Here is a 23,982-nt window from a genome sequence, read left to right as displayed (position 1 = left end):
TCACTCCCCCGGCGGCGGCGCCTTGAAATAGTCCCGGATGTTCCAGGGCGTGAACAGCCCCCGGTCCGTGGCGATCACGCTCACGTACTGCGGCGGCGTGATGTCAAAGGCCGGGTAGTACCCCCGGATCCCCTCCGCGGCGGTGCGCACGCCGCGGCAATAGAAGACCTCCTCCGGGTCCCGCTCCTCGATGGGGATGTCCGCCGCGGTGGCCCGGTCGCGGTCGGGGCCATCGTAGCCCAGCACGATGAAGGGCACGCCGAAGTGGTGCGCCAGCACCGCGTACTGGAAGGTGCCGATCTTGTTGGACACGTGGCCGTCCAGGGCGATGGAGTCGGCCGCGGTCACGTACTTGGTGATCATCCCCCGGTAGAACAGGTACCCCGGCATGTTGTCGGTCACCAGGGTGACCGGCACGCCGATCTCCCGGGCCTGGGCGGCGGTGAGCCGGGCCCCCTGCAGGTAGGGGCGGGTTTCGGTGGCAAACAGCTCGATCCGCTTCCCGGCCTCCAGGGCGAAGTACAGCATGTAGTTCAGCGCCGCCCCCGCGAAGCAGTGGGTGAGGATCCGGTCGCCGTCCTCCAGCAGGCCGGCGGCATGGGAGCCGCACAGCCGGGCGGCCCGGTCGCCGGCCCGGATCTGCCCGTCCACGAACTCCCTCACCGCCGCCTCCGGGTCGCGCCCCTCTTCGAGGGCGGCCAGCGCCAGGGCCAGGGCCCGGTCCAGCAGCGGGAAGATGTCGGCCCCCGTGGGCCGGGTGGCCCGCAGCTCCCGGTGGGCCTGCTCCAGGGCCCGGCGGCGCTCCGGCGCGGGGAGATCCCGGCTCTGGCGGCAGGCCAGGGCCAGGCCGTAACCGGCGGCGTAGGCGAGGGGCGGCGCCCCCTGGATCACCATGTCCACGATGGCCCGGGCCACCTCCCGGTAGTCCCGGCAGTCCACGAAGACGATCTCCTCCGGCAGCCGGCGCCGGTCGAGGATCCGCACCACCCCGTCCTCGTACTTCAGCGTGTCGGCCCGGTTGGTCAGCAGCGGCAGCTTCGGTCCGTTCACGGCCTTTCCTCCCCTGGGTTCTGTCTCCTTCCCATCATGCCGCAGCGCAGGGCGCCGGTCCGGTCGACAAGTGTCACAAAACGGACATTGCCCCTCCACGGGCCCCCACCGCCGCCCCGGTCTCGTTACAGTAGAGGCAGCGTCTCCGACGACATTCGAGCGGAAGGAGCGGACACATGGGCGTGAGCACCCTTCTGGAGCGGACCCTCGACGCCCGCCTGGCCCCCATCTACCGCAAGGTGGTGGCCGGTGAGCGGCTCTCCTTCGACGACGGCGTGACCCTGATGACCCACCCGAACCTGTTTGCCGTCGGGCAGTTGGCCAACCTGGCCCGGCGGCTGCGGGTGGGCGACCAGGTCTACTTCAACAACAACGCCCACATCAACTACTCCAACGTGTGTGCCATCCACTGCAAGTTCTGCGCCTTCGGCCAGAGCCGGCGCAGCCCCCGGGCGTTCACCCTGTCCATCGACGAGATCGTGGCCAAGGCCCGGGCGGCCGTGGCGCAAGGGGCGACGGAGCTGCACATGGTCGGCGGCCTGCACCCCGACCTCCCCTGGGAGTGGTACCCGGCGATGCTCCGGGCCGTGAAGGCGGCCTGCCCCGACGTGCACCTGAAGTGTTTCACGGCGATCGAACTGATCCACTTCACCCGCATCTCCGGCCTCTCGCTGGAGCAGGTGCTGCTGGAACTGAAGGAGGCGGGGCTGGGCTCCCTGCCCGGCGGCGGGGCGGAGATCTTCGCCCCCCGGGTGCGGGAGGCGATCTGCAAGCCGAAGGAGACGGCGGAGGAGTGGCTCCACGTCCACGACACCGCGCACCGGCTGGGGCTGAAGTCCAACGCCACCATGCTCTACGGAACCATCGAGACCCCCGAGGAGCGGGTGGACCACCTGATCCGGCTGCGGGAGCAACAGGACCGGAGCGGCGGCTTCCAGGCGTTCATCCCGCTCCGGTTCCACCCGGAGAATACGGGGCTGGCGCACCTGCCGGGCCCCACGGGTTACGACGACCTGCGGGTGATCGCCGTGGGCCGGCTCATGCTGGATAACTTCCCCCACATCAAGAGCTACTGGATCGCCAGCTCGCCGGCCATCACGCAGGTGGCGCTCCACTTCGGCGCCAACGACATCGACGGCACCGTGCGAGAGGAGCGGATCTACCACATGGCCGGGGCGCAGACCGCCCAGTACACCGAGCTGCAGCAGCTGCTGCGGATGATCTGGGAGGCCGGGCGCATCCCCGCCGAGCGGAACACCCTGTACGAGGTAATCCGGGAGTACCCGCCCGAGCCCGACCCAGCCCTGGTGGCGGTCGGGGCCATCCACGGCTACACCGCCGAGACCGTGCACCTCTCCCCGGCCGAGCAGACGATCGCCGCGGGCCGGTTCCACCCCGGCGGACGCAGGGGCCCGGTGCCGGTGCAGTTCCTGGCGGACCCGGAACAGTGGTGGACCGGCGCGCACCGGGAGTCGGGGGCCCCGGCCGGGGCGTGCGGCGGGGTTGAGCGGACGGTGGCCCCCGGCGGAGAACCGGCGGCGGAAGGGAGGGCGTGAAGCGTGCAGCAGATGGAACGGTCGGCGCGGGCCGAGCGGGCGCAAGACGAGGTGGAACAGATCCACGCCGCCCTGGCGCGACCCGAGCCCACCCCGGCAGTGGAGCGCATCCTGCACAAGGCCCTGGACGGCCACCGGATCAGCTACGAGGAGGGCTGCGTGCTGATGCGGGAGGGCGACCTGGGCTCCCTCGGCCTGGTGGCCGGCGAGATCACCAGGCGGCTCCACCCCGAGGGCATCGTGACCTTCGTGGTGGACCGGAACATCAACTACACCAACGTCTGCGTCACCGACTGCAAGTTCTGCGCCTTCTACCGGCACGAGAAGGATCCCGACGCCTGGGTGCTGAGCCACGAGGAGATCTTGCAGAAGGTGGGGGAGCTGGCCGCGAGTGGCGGCACGCAGGTGCTGATCCAGGGCGGCCACCACCCGAAACTGCCCTTTGCGTACTACACGGAGATGTGCCGGCTGATCAAGCGGCACTACCCCCAGATCGCCATCCACTCCTTCTCCGTCTCCGAGATCCGCCACTTTGCCCGGGCGTACAAGATGCCGGTGCGGGAGGTGGTGGAGCGGCTGAAGGAGGCCGGGCTCGACTCGGTGCCCGGCGCCGGCGGCGAGGTGCTGGCCGACCGGCCCCGCCGCATCATCGCTCCCCTCAAAGACTCGGCGCGCGACTGGCTGGCCACCTACGAGATCATCGCCGACGCGGGGCTGCGGGGCTCGTCCACCATGATGTTCGGCCACGTGGAGACCCTGGAGGAGCGGGTGGAGCACCTCCTCCGGCTCCGGGAGGTCCAGGACCGCACCGCCGAGCGGCACGGCCAGGGTGTGTTCTGGTCCTTCATCTGCTGGACCTTCCAGCCCGGCAACACCCCCCTGGTGGCGGAGGGGCTGCACAGCGGGGTGACCACCTCCAGCTACGAATATCTGCGCACGCTGGCGGTGGCCCGGATCTTCCTGGACAACATCCCGAACATCCAGGCCTCGTGGGTGACCCAGGGCGTGCGCATCGGCCAGATCAGCCTGAGCTGCGGCTGCAACGACTTCGGCGGCACGATGATGGAGGAGAACGTGGTGGCCGCGGCGGGCACCGTCTTCCACGCCACGCCCGCCGACGCGATCCGGCTCATCCGCGACGCCGGCAAGATCCCGGCCAAGCGGAACACGTTCTACGAGATCCTGGAGGTCTACTGAGGGGAGCGAAGCAGCATGGGTGATCCGTTCCGCAAGACCGTTACCCCGGCGCGCCCCGGGACCCCCACGGCTCCCGGAGACGGGGCCGCCTCTGCAACCGGCGCTACCCGCACGGTGCCCGCAGCCCCGTCTGCCCCCGGCGTCGCCGTGGCCGCTCCGGCCCCGGCGATCCGGATCGGCTGCATCGACTACCTCAACTGCCTGCCGGTCTACTTCGGCATCGAGCAGGGGGCGGTCCGGCTGGACGTGACGGTGGAGAAGGGGCCGCCGGCCGTGCTCAACCGGGCGTTTCTGCACGGGCGGCTGGACGTGACTCCCATCTCCAGCATCGAGTACGCCCGCCACGCCGGTGAGTGCGTGATCATCCCCGGCCTCGCCATCAGCGCCGACGGCCGGGTCGCGTCCATTTTGCTCTTCCACCGGCGGCCGCTGGAGGAGCTGGATGGCCGTCCCGTGGCGCTCACCGCCGCCTCGGCCACCTCGGTGGTGCTTACCCGCATCATCCTGGAGCTGCGCTACGGCGTGCGGCCGGTCTACCGGGTGGTGCCGCCGGACCTGGAGGCGATGCTGGCGGAACACGACGCGGCCCTGCTGATCGGCGACGACGCCCTGCTGGCGGCGCACACCCACCCGGAGATTCCGCACGTGGACCTGGGAGTGGAGTGGAAGGCCTTCACCGGCCACCCCATGGTCTACGCACTCTGGGTGGCGAGGCGGGAGCTGGCGGAGGCCGATCCGGCCGCCCTGCGCCTGGTCACGCGGGTGTTCCATGCCTCTCAGGAGTACTCCTGGGACCACCGCCCGGAGATGGTGGCGGAGGGGGTGGCCCGCAGGGGGCTTCCGCCGGAGGTGGTGGACGACTACTTTGACCTGATCCGGCACGAGTTCGGGCCCCGTTACCGCCGCGGGCTGGTGGCCTTCTATGAGCGCGCCCGCCGACTCGGCGAACTCGGGGAGGTGCCGCCCCTGCGCGTCTGGGGCGAGGATTAAGTAAACCCTTCCCATTTCGCCGGTCAGGATGGTACACTGGCGACAAACTGGCAGTGCGCGATCCCACGGGTAGCCCGGGCCGCGGAGGAAAGAACCATGCGCATTCAGGAGCTGCTACTGGAGCGTCAGCGCAGCCTGTTCGTCGGCCGGGCGCGGGAGCTGGACCTGCTCCAGGACCTCGTCAGGCGCCCGGGGGAGAACTGGCACCTTCTGCACGTTCATGGCCCGGGCGGCATCGGCAAGAGCACCCTGTTGCGGCTGGTGGCCGAGCGGATCGGCCGCGCACGGGCGATCTTGGTGGACGGCAGCTGGGGCTTCGCCAGGCCGGAGGACGTGCTGGCGCGGGTGCGGCAGGAACTCGTCGCCCGAGGGGCCATGGCCGCCGACGGGACGGGCAGTTCGGCCAGGGAGGTCACCGCAGCGCTCAACGCCTACGCGGCGGCCCAGGGCGGCATCCTCCTGGCGCTCGATACCTTTGAAAAGTGGAACTTCGTGGAGGACTGGCTCCGGGACGAGTGGCTCCCGGCCCTGGACTACCGGGTGCGCGTCTGTACCGCGGGGCGCCAGCGGTTGCTGGGCCCGTGGCAGGCCGGGGGGTGGAACCTGCTGGTCCGTCACCTGGAGCTGCCGCCGCTCGCTCCGTGCGAGGTCGACGAATACGGCCGGCGCCTGGGCATCCCGGACGGCGCCCTGGACGACCTCAGGCGCATTTCCGGGGGACACCCGCTGGCGCTCTCGCTCGCCGGGCCGCTCATCCTCCGCCACGGGCGGCTGGACGGCGCACGGAGCCAGGTGCGGGCGCTGGTGCAGCAGCTCCTGGGCGCCGTCCTCGCCGACGTCTCCGATCCGCTGCTGCACCGCTGCATCGAGGCGGCGGCAGTGCTGCGCCGCTTCGACCAGGAGCTCCTGGAGGCGGCGCTGGGCGAGCCGGTACCGGCCGACCGGTTCCGGGCGCTCTGCGGCCTGCCGTTCATCACCGGCTGCGGCGAGTACTGGATGCTGCACGACTCGGTGCGCCAGTGGGTGCTGGCGGACGTGAAGGCCCGCAGGCCCGGGACCTACGCGCGGTTAAGGGAACGCGCCATGAAGGCCGTCGACGGCCGCCGCTCCGGCGGGTACGGCCGGGAGTCCGAGTGGCTCTTCGACCAGCTCTACCTTTCGGGCAGCGACTTCATGCACGACCTCCTGTTCTGGCATGAGGACGACCTGGAGGTGCAGAGCCTCTCGGCGCAGGATGCGGACGCGGTGGAGCAGCTGTACCGGCGGTATCTCCGGGCCTCGGGCCGGCCGGCGGACAGAGGGGGCATGCTCGGCCTGATCCGGCCCCTTCTGGCGCTGACGCCGGAGTCGTTCGGCGCCCTGCGGAAGGGAGGCCGGCTCATGGCCTTCTGCGCGGTGGTTCCGCTGACGGACCGGACGGTGCCGGTGCTGGCCTGCCACCCGGTCGCCGCACGGGCGGCGCAGTGCTACGCACCCGGGAAGGAGCAGTACTACCTGGGGGTGGCCGGCTACGACCCGCGCACGGCCGGCGGGCTGGAGTCCCTGATGGCCCGGGACCTCCTGCGCCTGCTCCCCAGGGGGGCCTCGTGCTGGGCCAGGTGGAGGAGACGCGCTGGGACGGGTTCTTCCGGCTGATCGGGTTCGAGCGGGCGCCCTGGCTGGACGCACCGTGTGCAGACGGGACCGTCTACCGCGGCTACGTGCTGGACCTGCAAACGGAGCCCCTCCACGCCAAGGTCCTCCGCCTGCTGCGCGGGGCCGGGTCGCCGCCGTCCCGAGGCACCGGGCCGGCGACGGAACGGCCGGTGGAGCCGCGGGCGAGCCCGGGGCCAGGGCAGGTGCCGGAGACGCTGGTCCGGAGTCTCCGCAAGGCCCTGCGCCACTTCGACCGCCTCTACGCCCGCCCCGATCTGGTGGAGCCGCTCCGCTTCCTCGTGGGGGAGGGAGGGGAGCAGGAGGCCGGCGCCCTCACCGCGCAGGTGCAGGAACGGATCCGCCGGGTGGTGGAGCGCCTGGAGGCCGGCAGCGAGGCGGAACGCCGCGACGGGCAGATCCTGCGCCTCGCCTTCCTGGAGAAGCGGGGCAGCCACGAGCGGACGGCGGAGCAACTGCACCTCTCCGTTCCGACGTATTACCGCCACCTGCGCCTGGCGGTCCACCGGCTGGCGCAGGAGCTGTTGCGGGCGGCACCTGACTGAGGAGCGCCACACCCTGCACCGCTCTAGCGCGTTCATGCAGCAACTCGCTGCTAACCAAAAAATCCCTTGGGCGCGCCAAGAGGACTTTTTGATCTCTCAGAGAATATACACTACCCAATATCGGGGATACCCCGAACATACCAGACAAAGGGGTATTCAGGAACATGAGGGGGGTCAACATGAAGCGCGTATTGGCAGGGCTCCTGGCAGCTTCCGTGTTCGTGCTCGCCGCGTGTGGTGGGACGAGTACGCAGAACACCAACACCGGTCCGAGCACCAGCCCGGCCCCGAACTCCAGCGCCGGTTCCGACCCCGGTTCCGGCGGCGGTTCGGGTGAGAAGGTCATCAAGATTGGCCTGATCGCCCCGCTGACCGGCGACGTGAAGACCTTCGGCGAATCGAGCCAGAAGGGCTTCGAACTCGCCCTGGAGCAGGCCGGCTACAAGGCCGGGGACTACCGGATCGAGTACGTCTCGGGCGATGACAAAGGCGACGCCACCGAGGGCATCAACATCGCCACCCGCATGGTCACCCAGGACGGCGTGAAGGCCATCATCGGCTCCGTCACCTCGAACGTCACCATCCCCGTGAGCCAGGTGGCCAATGACAACAAGATCCCGATGATCACCGGCACGGCGACGGCCGCAGGTGTCACCGTGAACGACGACGGCACGCGGAAGCCCTTCATCTTCCGGGCCTGCTTCATCGACCCGTTCCAGGGGAAGGTCGCGGCCCGGTTCGCCCTGGAGAACCTGGGCGTGAAGACGGCGGCGGTCTTCTATGACCGGGGCAATCCGTACACCGTGGGCCTCACCGAGGCGTTCAAGGCCGAGTTTCAGGCCGGCGGCGGCCAGATCGTCGCCGAGCAGGCATACGCCGAGGGCGACACGGACTTCTCGGCCGTCATGACCAACGTTGCGGCGCAGCAGCCCGAGATGCTCTACCTGCCCGACTACTACAACAAGGTCTCCCTGCTGGCCCGTGCCGCCAAGGAGAAGGGCCTGAACGTGCCGATGCTCGGCGGCGACGGCTGGGACTCCACGGAACTGGACTTCGCCACGCTGGAGGGCAACTACTTCACCGCCCACTACTCCTCTGACGATCCCAGCCCGGCGGTGCAGAAGTTCGTGCAGGAGTTCGAGGCCAAGTTCGGCCACAGGCCTGACTCCTTCGCCGCGCTGACCTACGACGCCACCAACATCCTCCTCGAGGCCATCCGCGTGGCCAACACCGACGACACCGACCAGATCCGGCAGGCCATTCAGGACATCAAGGACTTCCAGGCGGTCGGCGGCTCGCTCTCCTTCGACGAGAACGGCAACCCGATCAAGCCTGCGACGATCCTGAAGGTCCGGGCCGACGGGACCTACGAGTTCGTTACGATCGTCAACCCGTAGTAGGTAAACGATATGGCGCCAGGGCCTGGCCGTGGTCGGCCTGGCCCTGGCTCATCCGCATTCATAAGGAGGCGGGCCTGATGGGCCAGTTACTTGAGCAGGTGGTCAATGGCCTCCAACTCGGCTTTGTCTACGCCCTGATCGCAGTGGGCTACACCATGGTCTACGGCATCATCAAGTTGATCAACTTCGCCCACGGAGACGTCATCATGGTGGGCGCCTTTGTCACCTTCTTCGGGCTGGTCCGGGGCATCCCCTGGCCCGTCGCCATCCTGGCCGCTATGGTCGCCTGTGCGGTGCTGGGCGTGATCATCGAGCGGCTGGCCTACCGGCCCCTGCGCGAGAAGGGGGCGCCCCGCATCGCGGCCCTCATCACCGCGATCGGCGTCTCCTTGTTTCTCGAGAACTTCGCCAGCCTGCACATCGCATTCGGCCCGGACCATCGCCAGTTCCCGGAGGTGATCCCGCACATCCAGTGGAAACTGGCCGGGGTGACCGTCACCAGCATCCAGGTGCTGATCATCGTGAGCACGCTCCTGCTGGTGGCGATCCTGCAGCTGGTGGTCTACCGCACGAAGATCGGCAAGGCGATGCGGGCCGTGTCGCTGGACATGGATGCCGCACGGCTGATGGGAATCAACGTGAACCAGGTGATCGCCTTCACCTTCGCCGTCGGCTCGGCCCTGGCGGCTGCAGCCGGCGCCCTGCTGGCGGCGGCCTACCCGCAGATCTGGCCTTACATGGGCATCATGCCGGGTCTGAAGGCCTTTACCGCGGCGGTGCTCGGGGGCATCGGTTCCATCCCCGGTGCCCTGCTCGGGGCGGTGCTGATGGGACAGGCTGAGGTGCTGACTGCGGCCTACCTCACCACCGACTTCAAGGACGCCGTCGCCTTCGCCTTGCTGATCCTCGTGCTGCTGGTGCGTCCGGCCGGCCTGTTGGGCAAGGCCGGTCCGGAGAAGGTGTAGGGGGGGTGGAGCCCGTGGAGAAGAAGTACACCGTCACCGTTCCGGAGAAGAAGTTCACCGTCACCATTCCACGGAATGCCGTCATCTCCGCCCTCGTGATCGTCGGCCTCTACGTGGTGCTCTCCCTGCTCAGGCAGCAGGGTGTGATCACGCCCTACTGGGGCCTCATCATGGACCTGGCCCTGATCACCACGATCTCCGCCACCGGCCTCAGCCTGATCTACGGCTTCGCCGGCCAGTTCTCGCTGGGCCACGCCGCGTTCTACGGCATCGGCGCCTACGTGGCCGCCTTCATCACCAAGACCTACGGCGCCACCACGGTCAACTTCGCCCTCGGGCTGGCCGCCGGCGCCCTGGCGGCCGCGGTGATCGGCTTCCTGGTGGGCCTGCCCATCCTCCGCCTGCGGTCAGACTACCTGGGCATCGCGACGCTGGGCTTCGGCGTGATCGTGAAGGTGCTGCTGGACAACAGCGACAAGCTTTCCAAGACGCTGGGCGGCTCCATGGGCATGCTGGGCATCCCCCGGCTCACCACCTTCGCCTGGGTCTTCTGGCTCGCGGTCGCGGTGCTCCTCATCGCCCGGAACCTGGTGAACTCCAGCCACGGGCGGGCCTGCATTACCGTGCGGGAGGACGAGATCGCCGCAGACATCATGGGCATCGACACCACCCGGTACAAGATGCTGGCGTTCACCCTGGGCTGCGGCATGGCGGGGCTGGGGGGCGGCCTCTACGCCCACCTCTACACCTTCCTCCATCCCAGCAGCTTCGAGTTCCTTAAGTCGTTTGACGTGCTGCTCATCGTGGTGCTGGGCGGCCTCGGCAGCCTGACGGGCACGGTGGTGGCCGGCATCGGCGTGGTCTTCCTGCAGGAGGCGCTGCGGGGCGTGCTGGGCCAGCAGTTCCTGGAGTGGCGCGGCGTGGTTTACGCTCTCGCCCTCATCGTACTCATGATCTTGCGCCCGCAGGGGCTGATGGGCGGCTGGGAGTTCAGCATTGACCGGCTCCTCCAGCGCCGTCCGAAAGGAGGGAGCGCCCGTGGCGCTGCTTGAATGTCGTAACGTCTCCCGCCACTTCGGCGGCCTCCGGGCCCTGGTGGACTTCGACCTGACCCTGGAGAAGGGCGAGCTGGTGGGGCTGATCGGCCCCAACGGCGCCGGAAAGACCACCGTGTTCAACGTGATCACCGGCGTCTTCCCGCCCACCCACGGCGACGTGGTGCTGGAGGGGCGCGTGCTGAACGCGTACAAGCCCTACCAGATCACGCAGATGGGCATCGCCCGCACCTTCCAGAACATCCGGCTCTTCAAGGAAATGACCGTGCTCGAGAACGTCATGGCGGTGATGCATCCCCGCTGTGGCTACGGCCTGCTGGATGCGTTCCTTCGCACGCCCCGGTTTGTGCGGCAGGAGCGGGCCATGCAGGAGGAGGCCGAGGGGCTGCTAGAGCGGATGAACCTCGCCGACCGGCGCAACGAGAAGGCAGGCTCGCTGCCCTACGGTGCCCAGCGCCGGCTGGAGATCGCCCGGGCGCTGGCCACCCGGCCGAAGCTGCTTCTTCTGGACGAGCCCGCCGCGGGCATGAACCCCTCCGAAGTGGGCCAGCTGGTGGAACTGATCCGCTCGGTGAAGCAGGATTTCGACCTCACGGTGCTGCTCATCGAGCACCAGATGGGCCTCGTGATGAACCTCTGCGAGCGGCTGGTGGTGCTCGACTTCGGCCAGATCATCGCCACGGGGACGCCGGCGGAGATCCAGCGCAACCCCCGGGTGCTGGAGGCCTACCTCGGAAAGGCGGTGGGCGCATGATCCTGCAGGTGGAGGATCTTCAGGTCTCCTACGGCAATATTCAGGCCCTGCACGGCGTCTCCCTCGAGGTGAACGAGGGCGAGATCGTCACCCTGATCGGCGCCAACGGCGCCGGCAAGTCGACCACGCTGCGGGCGATCTCGGGGCTCGTGCGTCCCCGGAGCGGCACCATCCGCTTTCAGGGCACCGACATCACCCGGACCCCCGCTCACAAGATCGTCGCCATGGGCATCGGTCACGTGCCGGAAGGGCGGCGGGTCTTCGCCGACATGTCGGTCCGGGAGAACCTGGAGCTGGGGGCTTACCTGGTGAGCCCCGCCGACTTCCGGAAGAGTCTGGCCGAGGTCTACGAGCGGTTCCCCCGCCTGAAAGAGCGGGAGAACCAGCGGGCGTCGACCCTCTCGGGCGGCGAGCAGCAGATGCTGGCCCTGGGCCGGGCGCTCATGCTGCGGCCGAAGCTGCTGCTCCTGGACGAACCCTCCATGGGACTGGCGCCGCGGCTGGTGCAGGAGATCTTCCGCATCATCGCGGAGTTGAACCAGCGGGGCACGACCATCCTGCTGGTGGAGCAGAACGCCGCAATGGCGCTCTCCATCGCCCACCGGGCCTACGTGCTGGAGACGGGGCGTGTCGTCCTCTCCGGGCCGGCGGCGGAATTGCAGTCGCATCCGGCCGTGCGGGAGGCCTACTTGGGCGGCTCGGTCCAGGCCGGCTGAACACCGCTGGTGCACCAGGAGTTCCGATTCCGGCTGGACGGGGCGCCGACGCTATCGGTGAGCGGCCCGGGGCAGCGGAGAGGAAGGCGCGTCCGCAGAAGGCCGGGGCGAGCGCAGCGGAGCGAGCACGCCCGGCCGACGAGGAGCATACCGCCGGTCTGCGCCAGCGGCGGCGAGCCGCCCTGCCCCGGCCAAGAAGATGTCAGGTCTGGCCGCAGATTGGAGAAACTAGCGGGACGAGCCACTGGCTCGTCCCGTTCTCATTTCCTGCACAGGAGGAGAAACTGTGAGCCGCGAAGAGAAAATCGCGAGGGAACTGGTGGAGAAGCTGGGCGGCCGGGAGAACATCGCCGCCATGGAGTGCTGCATGACCCGCCTGCGGGTCGATCCCCGCGACCTCTCCAAGGCCGATCAGAAGGCCTTGAAGAAGGTGGAGGGGGTGAAGGGCGTGGTGCAGACCGGCGGCCAGATCCAGATCATCCTGGGGCCCGGGCTCGCCCAGAAGGTGGCCGAGGCCGCCGCCGGAGCCACCGGCATGGCGGTGCGCGCCGCCCCTCCCGTGCCGGTCGAGTCGGCGCGCATGGGCTCCAAGGACTTGCTGCGCAAGATCGCCAACGTGTTCGTGCCCCTGATTCCCGGCATCATCGCCGTAGGCATGATGACCGCGCTGAACAACGTGCTCCAGAAGGCCAACATCATTACGGCCGAGACCACCATCGCAGGCTACAGCGTCATCGCGATCCTCAACTTGCTGGGCGGCACCTTCCTCGGGCTCCTGTCCATCCTGGTGGGGCAGAACGCCGCCCGCGAGTGGGGCGGCCCGCCGGTCATCGGTGCCGTGGGCGGGGCCATCCTCCTGGGTGGCGGCAGCGGCGCAGCCCTGACGGCCCTGAACATGGTGCCCGGCCGAGGCGGCCTGATCGGCGCCCTGATTGCCGGCGCCTTCCTGGGCTGGCTCTACCGGCAGATCCAGCGGGTGATGCCCGAGACCATCAATATCATCGTCACGCCCTTCCTCACGCTGCTCGTCGGCGGCCTGATCGTCGTCTTCGTCCTCCAGCCCGTGGGCGGCGCGCTCTCCACCTGGATTACCAACGCCGCCACCTGGCTCATCAACGTGGGCGGACCGGTGGCCGGCTTCCTGCTGGCCGGCACGTTCCTGCCGCTGGTGATGCTGGGCATCCACCAGGGGCTCACCCCGATCCACGTGCAGCTGATCGAGAGCCTCGGCAAGACTCCGCTCCTGCCGATCCTGGCCATGGCCGGTGCGGGGCAGGTGGGCGCCGCACTGGCGGTGTATTTCAAAACTCGGGATGCCGACCTGAAGCGGGTCATCCTCGCCGCCTTGCCCGTGGGCATCCTGGGCATCGGCGAGCCGCTGATCTACGGCGTTACCCTGCCGCTCTTCCGCCCCTTCATCGGTGCCTGCATCGGGGCGGCGTTCGGCGGTGCCGTGATCGCCACGGCGGGCGTGGGTGCGCTGGCGATGGGCGTCTCGGGCGTGCTGCTGGCGCTGCTGGTGGACAAGGTGGGCATGTACTTCCTCGGCATCATCGTCTCGTACATCGCCGGCTTCATCGCCACGTGGCTGCTGGGGTTCGACGAGTCGCGCATGTCGGAGGCCGAGGCGTTCAACTTCGGGGACTGACCCGCCCCCGGCGAGGTTCAGTGAGAGGAGCGGTCCTATGGCTGACTGGGGTGTTTCCGTCTACCTGGGCGGACCGGACGTTCCGGCGCGCCTTCCCGGCTACCTGGACGAGGCGGCGGCCCGCGGCGCCCGGGAGGTGTTCACGTCGCTGCACATCCCCGAGGTGCCGCTGAGGGAGGCCGCGGCCCAGCTGGGCGACCTGACGGCGGAGGCCGGGCGGCGGGGGCTGGCGGTGGTGGCCGACATCGCCCCCCGTGCCCTGGCGGAGCTGGGTGCCAGGCCGGAGGATCTCTCCCCCCTCAGGCGGCTGGGGCTGGCCGGCCTCCGGCTGGACTACGGCTTCGAGCCCGAGACCATCGCGGCGTTCACCCGGAACCCGGAGGGGCTGCGGATCGTGCTCAACGCCTCGACGGCCGACCCCGAGTTCCTGGCGCGGGTAATGGCCGCCGGGGCCAACCCCGAGCGGCTGGAGGCCTGTCACAACTACTACCCCCGCCCCGAGACCGGCCTCTCCCGGGAGTCGCTGCTCCGCTCCTCTCGCTACTTCAAGCAGTACGGGCTGCGGGTGGCCGCCTTCATTGCGGGGACCCGCGCGAAGCGCGGCCCGATCGGCGCCGGGCTGCCCACGCTGGAGGAGCACCGATATGCCGAGCCGGGGCGCGCCGCTGCCGAACTGCTGGGCACGGGAGTGGTCGACGCCGTGCTCTTCGGCGACCCCTGGGCGACGCCGGAGGAGCTGGCGCGCGTCGGCGAGGTGGTGGCGGCCGAGGGCCGGCTGCTGCGGGTACGGCTGGTCCCGGGGCTTGACGACTTCCAGCGTTCGATCCTGCTGGACCGGCCCCATCAGAACCGGCCGGACGCCGCCGCGGCGGTCCTGCGCTCCACCGCCTCCCGCGCCTACGCGGCGCAGGGTCCGGCCATCGCCCCTTTCAACACGGTCGCCCGCCCCGTCGGGGCCGTCACCATCGACAACCAGGGCTACCTGCGCTACTCCGGCGAACTGCAGGTGGCGCTGGTGGACCTGCCCGCCGACCCCAGGGTCAACGTGGTGGCCCACGTCGTCCCCGAGGACATTCCCCTGCTGCCCCTCATCGGCCCGGGCCAGTCGTTTGTGTTTCGCACGTCGGTCTAGCTCCCAATCGAAGTACGAATGTTACTATTACAGGATTATAGAGGAGTGATGTATGAGGTCGTCGTAAGATAAAGACCAATACTTAAACGCTGTGCGGGAAAGGACTGACGTGCGTCATGAAGGCGAAACGCGTTGGCCATGCCTCCCTTACCCGCCGGGTGGTCTTGAGCACCCTGCTGGCGGTGGCCCTGCCGGCGGCCGGTCTTCTGGTCACCAGCACGTACCTTCGGGAAGCCGTGACGCGCGACATCGAGCGCCAGGCGCGCACCACACTGCAGCTTGCGATCGAGGTCCACCACGCCGTGATCGAGTCCCGCCTTCAGGCCCTCCGGGCGGCGGCGCTGGCGCTGGCCGCAAGCGGAGACGTTGCGGACGTCGCCTCCGGAGCGAGCGCCGCGGCCGGTACCCTGGAGCAGCTCGGCCGGTCGATGCAGGGACAGGCGGACGTCATCCTGGTCGTGGACGAGAGCGGGCAGACCCGGTACCGCTTCGGCGCCTCCGCCGGCGACCGGGTGTCGTACGGCGGGCTGGTGGAGGCGGTGCTCGGGGACGGCGCCGCCCGGGCCTCGGCCGTACGGGTGGACGCCCGGGACCTCGCCCGGGAGCGGGACGAGGTGCGGCAGCAGGTGGCGATCGCCGTCCTGGAGACGCAGGGAGCCACCCATGACCTGGCGGGCACCGAGCTTGCAGACGCGCTCGCCCTGGCGGCCGCAGCACCGATCCACGCGCCGGACGGCCGCGTCGTGGGGGTCGTGCTGCTGGCCGACATTCTGAACAATGATCCCGCCATCGTGGACGAGGTGCAGGCGCGCTCGCCGGACGGCACGCCGCTCACCGCCACCATCGCGCTGGATGGCATCCGCGTCACCACCAACGTCCGCCTCCCCGGCTCGGAAGAGCGGGCGGTGGGCACCATCTACTCCGACGCGGTCATGGCGCACATCCGCCGCGGTGAGGCGTACGAGGGCCGGGCGCAGGTGGTGAACGAGTGGCAGAAGACCATCTACACGCCCCTCACCGACTACCGCGGGCAGGTGATCGCCGCCCCGTACGTGGGCATCCCCGAGGCGCACTTCGCGCAGGTGGCGGGGGTCTTCCGGCGGACGACCGCCATCGGCATTTCCCTGGGGATTGCCGCGCTGCCCCTGGGCGCGTTGCTGCCGTGGGGGCTGGCCCGGCGCACGATCAGCCGGCCGCTCCTGCACTTCGCCGCCATGCTGGACGCGGGCGACCTCACCACCACCTTCGCCGCGCCCGTGCGCGACGAGGTGGGCCGCATGGCCGAGAGCCTGAACGGGTTGCTCGGACGGGTGCGGCAGGCCACGGCGCAGGTGGTGGATGCGGCCCGGGAGGTGGCTCAGCTGAGTGCGGCGCTCCTGGTCTCGGCGGAGGAGACCGGGCAGCTCGCGGCGCAGGTGGCCGCCACCACGGAGAAGAGCGCCGCCGTGGCCTCTGACCTCCAGGCCGAATCCACCCAGGTGGCGCAGGGCATGGCGGACCTGAGCCAGGCGGCGGAGGAGATCGCCAAGGGCGCGGAAGAGCAGTCCCACCACGTCGGACGCGTGACGACGATGGCCGACGAGATCAACCGCAGCCAGTCCGAGAGCCTGCGCCAGGGAGAGGTGGCGCGGGAGGCGGCGGAGCGCACGTTCCGCCTGGTGCGCGAGGGGGATGAGGCCCTGCGGGCCACGCTGGACGGCGTCCAGCGGATCGCCGAGAACGCGGAGCGCACCGTGGTCCTGGTGGAGCGGCTGGGCCAGCACTCCCGGTCGATCAGCGAGATCTCGTCCACCATCGGCGAGATCGCGGCCCAGACGAATCTGCTGGCCCTGAACGCCGCCATCGAGGCGGCCCGGGCCGGCGACCGGGGCCGCGGGTTCGCCGTGGTGGCCGAGGAGGTGCGGCGCCTGGCGGAGCGCTCTGCGCACTCCACGCAGGAGATCGGGCAGCTCATCGGCACCACCCTCAGCCTCATCGACCAGACGGTGGCGGCCATGCGCGAGACCCGCGCACTGGCGCAGGAAGGGGCAACGTCGGGAAGCCGGGCCCGGGAGAGCCTGGACGAGATCCTGGCCAGCAGCCAGGCCGCGGCGGACGCGGTGGACCGCATCGTGCGCGAGGCCATCGAGGCCAACGTCGAGCGGGTGAGCAGCATCGCCGGCGCCATGCAGCAGGTGGCCGCCGTGGTGGAGGAGAACACAGCGGCCGCGGAGGAGATGGCGGCCTCCACAGAGCGGGCCCTTGCCTCGGTGGAGTCGATCTCGCGCGGCATCCACGAGGTGTCGGCGATGTCCGCCTCCATCCGGGACCAGATGGAACAGGTGGTCACCGCGGAGAACGCCTTGCGGCAGATGGCCGCGCGCCTGGGGCAGGTCTCGGCGAGCCTGGCCGAGGCCATATCGTCCATCGGACGGAGCGGGCAATAGCGATGCGGCGCAGCCAGAACGGCTGCGCCGCTGGATTTTCGGCCTCACGCAGAGGCGAGGAAGCTCTCGATGAACTCGGCCACGCCGTCGGCATTGTGGTGGGCGACTACCCGGCGCACCACCGACAACACCGCCGGATTGGCGCTGGCGACCGTGGCCCCGAGGCCCGCCCATGTGATCATCGACAGGTCGTTGCGCTCGTTGCCGATGGCCGCCACCTGGCTCCGGTCAATGCCCAGCCGGGCCGCCAGTTCCCGGACCGCGTCGCCCTTCGTGGCGCCGGGCGCCGTCAGTTCCAGCAGCTCGGGCTCCGAGCCGGTGACCTCGAGCCGGCCGCCCCACCGGGCGTGCACCTCCCGCTCCAGGGCCGGTATGGCCGCCGGATCGTCGAACAGGATAATCTTTGCGGGTCCGTTGGTGATTGCCGCGGCCAGGTCGGGCTCAACCCGGATGCGGCCGGGGAAGCGCTGCCGGAAAACGCGGGTCTCGTCCGTCTCCCAGTTCACCAGGGCCACGTCGTCGACGAACGTCTTTACGTAGACGCCCTCCGCGCTCGCCCAGGTGACCACCTCGCGCGCAACTTCCAGGTCTACGGTTCTGGCGAGGAACGGGGAGGCCTGCCCGGGTGCGTAGACCAGCGCACCGTTGCAGGCGGCCACCCAGAGGGGCTGGCCGGGCCAGTAGGCCAGAAACGGGACGATGGCCGGGTAGAACCGCCCTGAGGCGAGCACCACCACGATGTCCCGTTCCAGGCAGGCTGCGACGGCCGCCTGGTTGCGCGGTGAGACCGACCCATCCGACCGCAGCAGTGTACCGTCCATATCCAGAGCCAGCAAACGAATACGACAATTTCGCATGGGCTTTGTCTCCCCCTCGTCCCCTCAGTCTAACCACGTTTGCCACCCGTGGTCAACCGGAACGGGTTCCGGCGCCGGGGCCGCATTCGGCGGAGAGGAACTGCGCCGGCCGGGGGAGAACCCTCAGGGCGAATGTGTGCGAAGGAGGGCAATCATCGTGAACGGTGGCGACGCGCGGCGATTCGAAGCGGTGCGGGCCGCCCTGCGGCAGCAGGGCGCCGCGGTCGGGCTGGTAACGGCCCCCACAAGCCTGCGCTACCTGACGGGCTGGTCCAACCCGAGCAAGCGGTTTGCAGGGCTCCTCGTCCCGGTGGAGGGCGAGCCGGTGCTGCTCCTGCCGGCGCTGGAGGCGGAAGGGGCCCGGGCGGCGACCGGGGTGCGGCTGGTGACCTGGGCTGACGGCGAGGATCCCTATGCCCGCCTGGGTGCGCTCCTGCGGCAGACCGGCGCAGAGCGGGCCCTCGCAGTGGAGCACGAGACGTTCTCGCTGGTGCAGCTGGCGCAGCTGGCCCGTGCGCTCGCAGTCGAGCCGGGGGCGCTGCTGCCCGGGATGCCGGACCTGAGCCCCGTAATCTCGGACCTGCGCGAGTGCAAGGACGAGGCCGAAGTCGCGCGGCTGCAGCGGGCGGCGGACATGCTGAACCCCGCCCTCGATGCGGCGCTGGAGGCCATCCGCCCCGGCGCGACCGAGCGCGAGATCGCCCGTGTGCTGGAGGACGCCATGGCCGCCGCCGGCGCCGAGGGGGTGGCCTTCGAGACGCATGTGCTCTTCGGCCCCGCATCCGCGCTGCCCCACGGCGCCACCGGCGCCCGGGCGCTGGAGCCGGGGCAGGTGGTGCTCATGGACTTCGGCGCGCTCTACCGGGGCTACCGCTCTGATATCACCCGCACCGTCTGCTGCGGCGAGTGGCCGGCGGAGCTGGCCCGGGTCTACGACGTGGTGCGGGCCGCCAACGAGGCCGCCATCGCGGCCGTGCGGCCCGGGGTGGCGCTGGGCGAGGTCGACCGCGCCGCCCGCCGGGTGATCGAGGAGGCCGGCTACGGCCAGTACTTCATCCACCGCACCGGCCACGGTCTGGGGCTCGAGATCCACGAGGAGCCCTACGTGGTGGCGGGGAACCCGAAGCTCCTGCGGCCGGGCCATGTCGTGACCATCGAACCCGGCGTCTACCTGCCCGGAATCGGCGGGGTGCGCATCGAGGACGACGTGGTGGTCACGGAGACGGGCTGCCGGGTGCTCACCAGCTGGACGAAGGAGAGGCTCTCGGTAAGCGGCTCTTGACGCCGGAGTTTTCCGGGTATACGATGGTCGCAGAACCGATACCCCGTAGGGGTACTAGGGTAATCCGGCCGATCCGAAGGTGTGCCTGCAGCCCGGGTTTCCAAAGGAGGGCACGGGTGCGCCCTGCGGGGGCCGGGGTTTCCCCCTTGGTCCCGTCAGCTCCCACGCGGGGTTGATGAGCGTGGCGCAAGGGCACTATAGAGAGGCTTGAGGGGAGCGTGTGAACGATGACGACGGTGAAGATTGCGGGCATGAGCTGCAACCACTGCGCCATGGCGGTGCGGAAGGCCCTCGAGGCCGTCCCGGGCATCCGGAACCTCGAGGTGAAGATCGGCGAGGCCAAGTTCGAGGGCGACGTGAACCTGGACGCGGTCAAGGCGGCCATCGAGGAAGAGGGGTACGAGGTCGTCGAGGTGACGCGGTAGAGCCCGGAGCAATCCGGCATATGGCCCGGCGGCAACCCGCCGGGCCGTTTCTGCACCCGGCTGCGCCGGCGCGTCCGAAGCGGCGGGGGAGCCCTGGGCCCGGGAACTTGACACGGCGCTGCAGAGCCGCTACGCTAATACCGTACGGGGTATAAGTGGAGCGAAGGGGTGGATGCAGCGGTGACAAGGCCTGGGGAGACCTGCAGCCGTGGCACCTGAGGTGCCCCCCGGAAGGGCAGGCGTGGCCTGCCTCCGGTCTGACCCGGGGTGCTCGTGTGGCTCCTGGTAGGGGCCCTGTGGCTGATCCAGGCGATCCTGCAGCGGTAGTCAGCGGAGGTGAGGAGGAGTGCCGTTCTATCGCTTCGAGTGCAAGGAATGCGGCCACCGCTTCGAGGAGCTGGTGGCCTACAGCCGGCGCGACGAGGTGACCTGCCCGAAGTGCAAGGGCAGCACCCGGGTTCTGGTCTCGCCCTGCGCGGCGCAGGTGAACGGCGGCACCGCCGCACCGGCCGCACGCTTCACCTGAGCAGGTTGTGAGTAAGGGGCCGTGCGCCCCGGTCGAACTGAGGAACGTGGCTGTCCCGCATGTGCGGGCACAGCCACCTTTTCGTTTGTGCCGCCGCCGCATGACCCGGCCATCAACCGGCAACGAAATGAGCCACGGCGGATGCGGGCCGTGGCTCCAATCGGGGGGAGGCTTACCGGCGGGGCGGAAGCGGCGGCTCCAAAGTCGACTGTGCCTCGCTTTCCATCTGCACGATGAGCTGGTAGAGCGACTCGGTGGCCGGCGACGGCTCCACACCCAGCTGGCTCGCCAGCGCCTCGCGGCAGGCCAGGTACTGCCGCCGGGCCCGGTCAACCTGGCCCGTTTCCAGGTAGATGCGAATCAGGGACTGGTGGGTGGGTTCGTGGCTTTCGTCGAGGGCGAGGCGCCGCTGGAAGGCCACGATGGCCCGGTTGGGGCTCCCCAGTTCGTGCCAGTAGTACTCGCCCAGCCAGTCCAGGGCCGCTGCGTAGCGGGCGCGCCACTGCTCCCGCAGGTCGCCCAGCTCGTAGGGATCGTCGGCCAGCAGGTCGCCGCGGTAGAGGCGGCAGGCCTGCTCCAGCAGGCCGGCGGCCTCCCGCAGATGGCCGGAGTCCCGGGCCTCCTCCGCCCGACGCAGTTCCTCCCGGAAGCGGTCCAGGTCCACCTGCACCTCGGGGTGGCGGCTGAACCAGACCAGTCCGGCCTCCGCGTGGATGTAGCGCGACCTGGCCTTGCCCCCCAGGTGCGGCTCCAGCAGGCGGCGGAGGTGGTGGAGCGACACCCTGAGCGAGGTGTCCGCGGCGCTGGGGTCCAGGTCGGGCCAGAGCCGTTCGACCACCTGCTCCCGGGGCAGCGGCCCCTCGCTGGCCACGAGCAGGGTGAGCAGCTGGCCGCTCTTCCGCCGTTTCAGCGCCCGCACGTCCACGGGGGTCTCGCCCACGGTGACGACCAGCGGCCCCAGGACCTGAATCGTGAGCGGCGAGGGCCCCCTGGCCAGGGTGACCACCCGCCTGCGGTCGGCGGCGGTGAGCAGCGAGGCGAAGGTCGAGCGGCTGTCCTCGTCGGGGAGGGCCTGCCAGGCCGCCGGCAGCATCCGGGACTCGGGCTCGGCCAGGGGGATGCCTGGCTCCCGCACCGTCTGGGGCAGCTTCTCCGCCATAGTGCGGACCAGCCGCAGGCAGAAGTTCGCCTGCACGTCATAGGCCAGGCCGTAGATCACCGCGGCCAGGCCCAGCTGCCACTCGTGCAGCACGAAGAACTCGGCCCCCCATCGCTGGCACTCGGCGAGGCCCTCTTCCAACACCCGCACTGCCGCCGGCCGCGATTCGGTACGGGTGAGCCGGAACCGAGCCACGGCCAGGGCCAGGGTGAACATCACGCGGTGAAGCACGGTGGTCTTCTTGTCCATGCGGGCAAGGGTGCGCTCCGCGATCTGGGCGGCCTTGCCGGCGTTCCCCGTGTAGAACAGGTGCAACATGACGGCCTGCATCCGGGCCGGAACACTGAGGTGCGAGAGATCGCCTGCCCGGGCCAGCTGCAGCGCCTCGTTGGCGAAGGGGACGGAGGCCTGGCTGTGACCGGCCAGCCGGTACAGGCAGGCCAGGGTGGCAATCAGGGCCATTTTTACCTCCAGGGTGCCGACCTCTTCCACCAGCGCGTTCACCGCCGGCGCCAGGGCGGTGGCCTTCGCGTACTCGCCCAGGTGCGTGTAGGCGCTGATCAGGTAGATGCCGGCGTAGAGCCGGCGCATCTGGTTGGTGGAAGCCGTCGCCACAGGTTCACACAGCGTCACCACGTCCTGGAAGCGGCCCACCTCCAGGTAGACCCACGCCAGGTTGATGCCCACCTCATGCGCAGGCTCCCCCATGGAGCGGGCGATGGCCACGGCTCGCTCCAGGAGCTGAATGGCGCTGGCGTAGTCGCTCTGCTGCGCCCGCACGACGCCCAGGAGGTCGGAAACGGCGCCCTCGCCGGGCAGGTCGCCCAGCTCCACGTAGAGCGACAGCGCCCGGCGCAGGTCCGCCTCCACCTCGGAGGGGCACTTGCCGGTCATGTAAGCCAGACCGGCCCGCCGGAGCAGGAGGAAGGCCTCCTCCTGGCGGAACTCGGGCTCCAGCGCCTCCGCGGCCCGGGCGAACTCGGCCTCGCTGGCCGCCAGTTCCTGGCGGATGGCGTAGCAGTCGCCGAGGAGGATGTGGGCCTGCACCACGCCGCGGCGGTCGCCGTACTCGCTGAACGCCCGGAGCGCCAGGCGCGCCATGCCCACGGCGTGGTCGCTCCGGCCCGTGTGCATCAGGTAGCGGGCCTCGCAGAGCGTGATCCACGGGTACTGCTCCTTAATGGTCTGCGGCAGCTCGGACAGCAGGGTGCGCAGCCGCTCCAGCTTGTGGGTGCGGAGCCACTCGGGGGCCAGGCTCTCGGCCAGGCCGGCCGCCTCCTGGAGCCACCCGCCCCGCAGGTAGTGCTTCACCGCCTCCTCCGGCTCGTCTCGCTGGAGGTACCAGTCGCCGGCCTGCTTGCAGAGCCGGGCGAAGTCGCCTGAACTTCTCGCCCGCAGCCGGTCCTGCAGGAACCGCTGCAGCAGGTGGTGGTAGCGGTAGGTGTCCGGCCCCACCTGGATCACCAGCAGGCTCGAAGCGGAGAGCTCGCAGAGCAGGGCGGCGGAGTCCTGCCGCTCCAGCACCTCGTCGCAGACGGTGGGACTGAGCACATCGAGGATGGAGCTTTGCTCCATGAAGGCCTGCAGGTGGGGCCCGAGTCCGCTCAGCACCTCATCGGCCAGGTAGGCGAAGAGGTCGCCGGGCAGGCCGCCGGAGAGCAGGGGGCCCAGCCCGCCGCGCCGCCGGGCGGCCGAGGTCAGCAGTACCAGCGCCGCCGACCAGCCCTCGGTGAGGTTCTGTACCTGCTCCAGCTCCTCCGGGGACGGGGTCTCACCGGTTATCCCCGTGAGGAAGGACGCGGTCTCCTCCCGGGAGAAGCGGAGGTCGTCTTCGGTGACCTCCGCGGCTTCCTGGATCACCTTCAGGCGCGCGGTGGGAAACGGCAGCGCGGTGCGGGAACAGATGTACAGGTGCGTCTGCTCACCCGCGTACTGAACCAGCCGGTGCACCAGCCCCACCACCGGCGACTCCCGGTCGATCAGGTGGAAGTCGTCCAAGACGATCATGTGGTGTCCGGGGCAGGCCGCAAGGTCGCCGAGGATGAGCGGCAGGGGATCGGTCAGTGCAGCGCCGCCCTCGAGGGCTCGCAGGAGCTCGCTGCCGCCGCCCAGTTCCCGCTGAATCCCCCGCGCCAGGCAGCGGAGGAAGGTATAGAGCTGGCTGTCGCCGGGGTCCAGCTGAATCCAGAGCACCGGCACGCCGGCCTCGGCGGCGAAGCTGGCGAGCGTCGCGGTTTTGCCGTAGCCGGCGCTGGCCAGGAGCACCGTCAGCCGGCGCGTCAGGCCTTCCCGGAGCAGTTCTGCCAGGTGCGGGCGCGGGAGGTAGAACCGTGCGTTGCTGGGCCGGAGGATTTTCGCAGTCAGTGGAACTTCCCTCTCCATGTGCAGGCCCGTCCCTTCGTTGGTAACGATGCTGTAACGTCAAGCATTCTACTATGAAGGCGCTACATGCCCCGGAGGAGGGGCCGATCATGCATAGGAGGGACCAGAAGATGCGCAGGATCCTCAGTATCTTCGTGGTAACGGCCGCCCTGGTTGCGACCCTGGCCTCGTCTGCCCTCGCGAACACCACGTTCCCGTGCATCATCGGCTGTTACGGCACCTGGTCGGTGACGGACGTCGAACTCCGTTAACATCTTAACACTA

At 69.8% G+C, this 23,982-nt stretch carries 20 protein-coding genes; 17 read left to right on the top strand and 3 right to left on the bottom strand.

The window, feature by feature from the left end; genetic code table 11:
* Window positions 1–1,050 carry a s-methyl-5-thioribose-1-phosphate isomerase gene (locus tag AB2385_RS07155; protein WP_367654265.1) on the bottom strand — a complete coding sequence of 350 codons (1,050 nt, stop codon included), beginning with the start codon at window positions 1,048–1,050 and terminating at the stop codon, window positions 1–3.
* 176 nt (window positions 1,051–1,226) lie between these two features.
* On the opposite strand from AB2385_RS07155, the gene mqnE reads away from it, so the two are divergent.
* From mqnE to AB2385_RS07090, 13 genes are all read left to right on the top strand, one after another.
* Complete coding sequence (gene mqnE, locus AB2385_RS07150; protein ID WP_367654264.1) at window positions 1,227–2,606, top strand: aminofutalosine synthase MqnE; 1,380 nt, start codon at window positions 1,227–1,229, stop codon at window positions 2,604–2,606.
* A 12-nt stretch (window positions 2,607–2,618) separates the two neighbouring features.
* Window positions 2,619–3,803, top strand: a complete 1,185-nt coding sequence (mqnC, locus tag AB2385_RS07145; RefSeq protein WP_367654273.1) for a cyclic dehypoxanthinyl futalosine synthase — start codon at window positions 2,619–2,621, stop codon at window positions 3,801–3,803.
* A gap of 15 nt (window positions 3,804–3,818) precedes the next feature.
* On the top strand, window positions 3,819–4,793 hold the full coding sequence (locus tag AB2385_RS07140; RefSeq protein WP_367654263.1) for a menaquinone biosynthetic enzyme MqnA/MqnD family protein: 975 nt from the start codon (window positions 3,819–3,821) through the stop codon (window positions 4,791–4,793).
* 96 nt (window positions 4,794–4,889) lie between these two features.
* Window positions 4,890–6,428 (top strand): ATP-binding protein, encoded by a 1,539-nt coding sequence (locus AB2385_RS07135; protein ID WP_367654262.1) that lies wholly within the window; start codon window positions 4,890–4,892, stop codon window positions 6,426–6,428.
* Window positions 6,380–6,991 (top strand): hypothetical protein, encoded by a 612-nt coding sequence (locus AB2385_RS07130; protein ID WP_367654261.1) that lies wholly within the window; start codon window positions 6,380–6,382, stop codon window positions 6,989–6,991. The genes AB2385_RS07135 and AB2385_RS07130 overlap by 49 nt, the downstream gene beginning before the upstream one ends.
* A gap of 179 nt (window positions 6,992–7,170) precedes the next feature.
* Window positions 7,171–8,388, top strand: a complete 1,218-nt coding sequence (locus AB2385_RS07125) for an ABC transporter substrate-binding protein (RefSeq protein ID WP_367654260.1) — start codon at window positions 7,171–7,173, stop codon at window positions 8,386–8,388.
* A gap of 80 nt (window positions 8,389–8,468) precedes the next feature.
* Window positions 8,469–9,356: a branched-chain amino acid ABC transporter permease gene (locus AB2385_RS07120; RefSeq protein ID WP_367654259.1), complete on the top strand. Its 888-nt coding sequence runs from the start codon at window positions 8,469–8,471 to the stop codon at window positions 9,354–9,356.
* 14 nt (window positions 9,357–9,370) lie between these two features.
* Window positions 9,371–10,408 (top strand): branched-chain amino acid ABC transporter permease, encoded by a 1,038-nt coding sequence (locus AB2385_RS07115; RefSeq protein WP_367654258.1) that lies wholly within the window; start codon window positions 9,371–9,373, stop codon window positions 10,406–10,408.
* Complete coding sequence (locus tag AB2385_RS07110) at window positions 10,395–11,165, top strand: ABC transporter ATP-binding protein (protein ID WP_367654257.1); 771 nt, start codon at window positions 10,395–10,397, stop codon at window positions 11,163–11,165. Before AB2385_RS07115 ends, AB2385_RS07110 begins: the two co-directional genes overlap by 14 nt.
* Window positions 11,162–11,881 (top strand): ABC transporter ATP-binding protein, encoded by a 720-nt coding sequence (locus AB2385_RS07105; protein ID WP_367654256.1) that lies wholly within the window; start codon window positions 11,162–11,164, stop codon window positions 11,879–11,881. Before AB2385_RS07110 ends, AB2385_RS07105 begins: the two co-directional genes overlap by 4 nt.
* 286 nt (window positions 11,882–12,167) lie before the next feature.
* Window positions 12,168–13,529 carry a PTS transporter subunit EIIC gene (locus AB2385_RS07100; RefSeq protein WP_367654255.1) on the top strand — a complete coding sequence of 454 codons (1,362 nt, stop codon included), beginning with the start codon at window positions 12,168–12,170 and terminating at the stop codon, window positions 13,527–13,529.
* Between the two features lie 37 nt (window positions 13,530–13,566).
* Window positions 13,567–14,661, top strand: a complete 1,095-nt coding sequence (locus AB2385_RS07095; protein ID WP_367654254.1) for a DUF871 domain-containing protein — start codon at window positions 13,567–13,569, stop codon at window positions 14,659–14,661.
* Between the two features lie 116 nt (window positions 14,662–14,777).
* On the top strand, window positions 14,778–17,087 hold the full coding sequence (locus AB2385_RS07090; protein ID WP_367654253.1) for a methyl-accepting chemotaxis protein: 2,310 nt from the start codon (window positions 14,778–14,780) through the stop codon (window positions 17,085–17,087).
* 44 nt (window positions 17,088–17,131) lie between these two features.
* On the opposite strand, the gene AB2385_RS07085 is transcribed toward AB2385_RS07090, so the two are convergent.
* Window positions 17,132–17,944, bottom strand: a complete 813-nt coding sequence (locus tag AB2385_RS07085) for a Cof-type HAD-IIB family hydrolase (protein ID WP_367654252.1) — start codon at window positions 17,942–17,944, stop codon at window positions 17,132–17,134.
* A 157-nt stretch (window positions 17,945–18,101) separates the two neighbouring features.
* On the opposite strand from AB2385_RS07085, the gene AB2385_RS07080 reads away from it, so the two are divergent.
* From AB2385_RS07080 to AB2385_RS07070, 3 genes are all read left to right on the top strand, one after another.
* The gene (locus AB2385_RS07080) at window positions 18,102–19,226 is read left to right on the top strand and encodes a M24 family metallopeptidase (protein ID WP_367654251.1); all 1,125 of its coding nucleotides are present in this window, start codon (window positions 18,102–18,104) and stop codon (window positions 19,224–19,226) included.
* A 227-nt stretch (window positions 19,227–19,453) separates the two neighbouring features.
* Window positions 19,454–19,651 (top strand): heavy-metal-associated domain-containing protein, encoded by a 198-nt coding sequence (locus AB2385_RS07075; RefSeq protein ID WP_367654250.1) that lies wholly within the window; start codon window positions 19,454–19,456, stop codon window positions 19,649–19,651.
* Window positions 19,652–19,997: 346 nt separating this feature from the next.
* Window positions 19,998–20,177, top strand: a complete 180-nt coding sequence (locus AB2385_RS07070; RefSeq protein WP_367654249.1) for an FmdB family zinc ribbon protein — start codon at window positions 19,998–20,000, stop codon at window positions 20,175–20,177.
* Between the two features lie 172 nt (window positions 20,178–20,349).
* Here the strand turns inward: AB2385_RS07070 and AB2385_RS07065 are convergent, their stop codons facing one another.
* Window positions 20,350–23,718, bottom strand: a complete 3,369-nt coding sequence (locus AB2385_RS07065) for a BTAD domain-containing putative transcriptional regulator (RefSeq protein ID WP_367654248.1) — start codon at window positions 23,716–23,718, stop codon at window positions 20,350–20,352.
* A 110-nt stretch (window positions 23,719–23,828) separates the two neighbouring features.
* On the opposite strand from AB2385_RS07065, the gene AB2385_RS07060 reads away from it, so the two are divergent.
* Window positions 23,829–23,969 carry a hypothetical protein gene (locus AB2385_RS07060; protein ID WP_367654247.1) on the top strand — a complete coding sequence of 47 codons (141 nt, stop codon included), beginning with the start codon at window positions 23,829–23,831 and terminating at the stop codon, window positions 23,967–23,969.
* Window positions 23,970–23,982: the final 13 nt, after the last annotated feature.

The organism is Symbiobacterium sp., from assembly GCF_040797425.1.
GTDB lineage: Bacteria > Bacillota > Sulfobacillia > Symbiobacteriales > Symbiobacteriaceae > Symbiobacterium.
The sequence above is the reverse complement of the archived record's forward strand: the minus strand, read 5'-3'. Positions and strand labels throughout refer to the sequence as shown.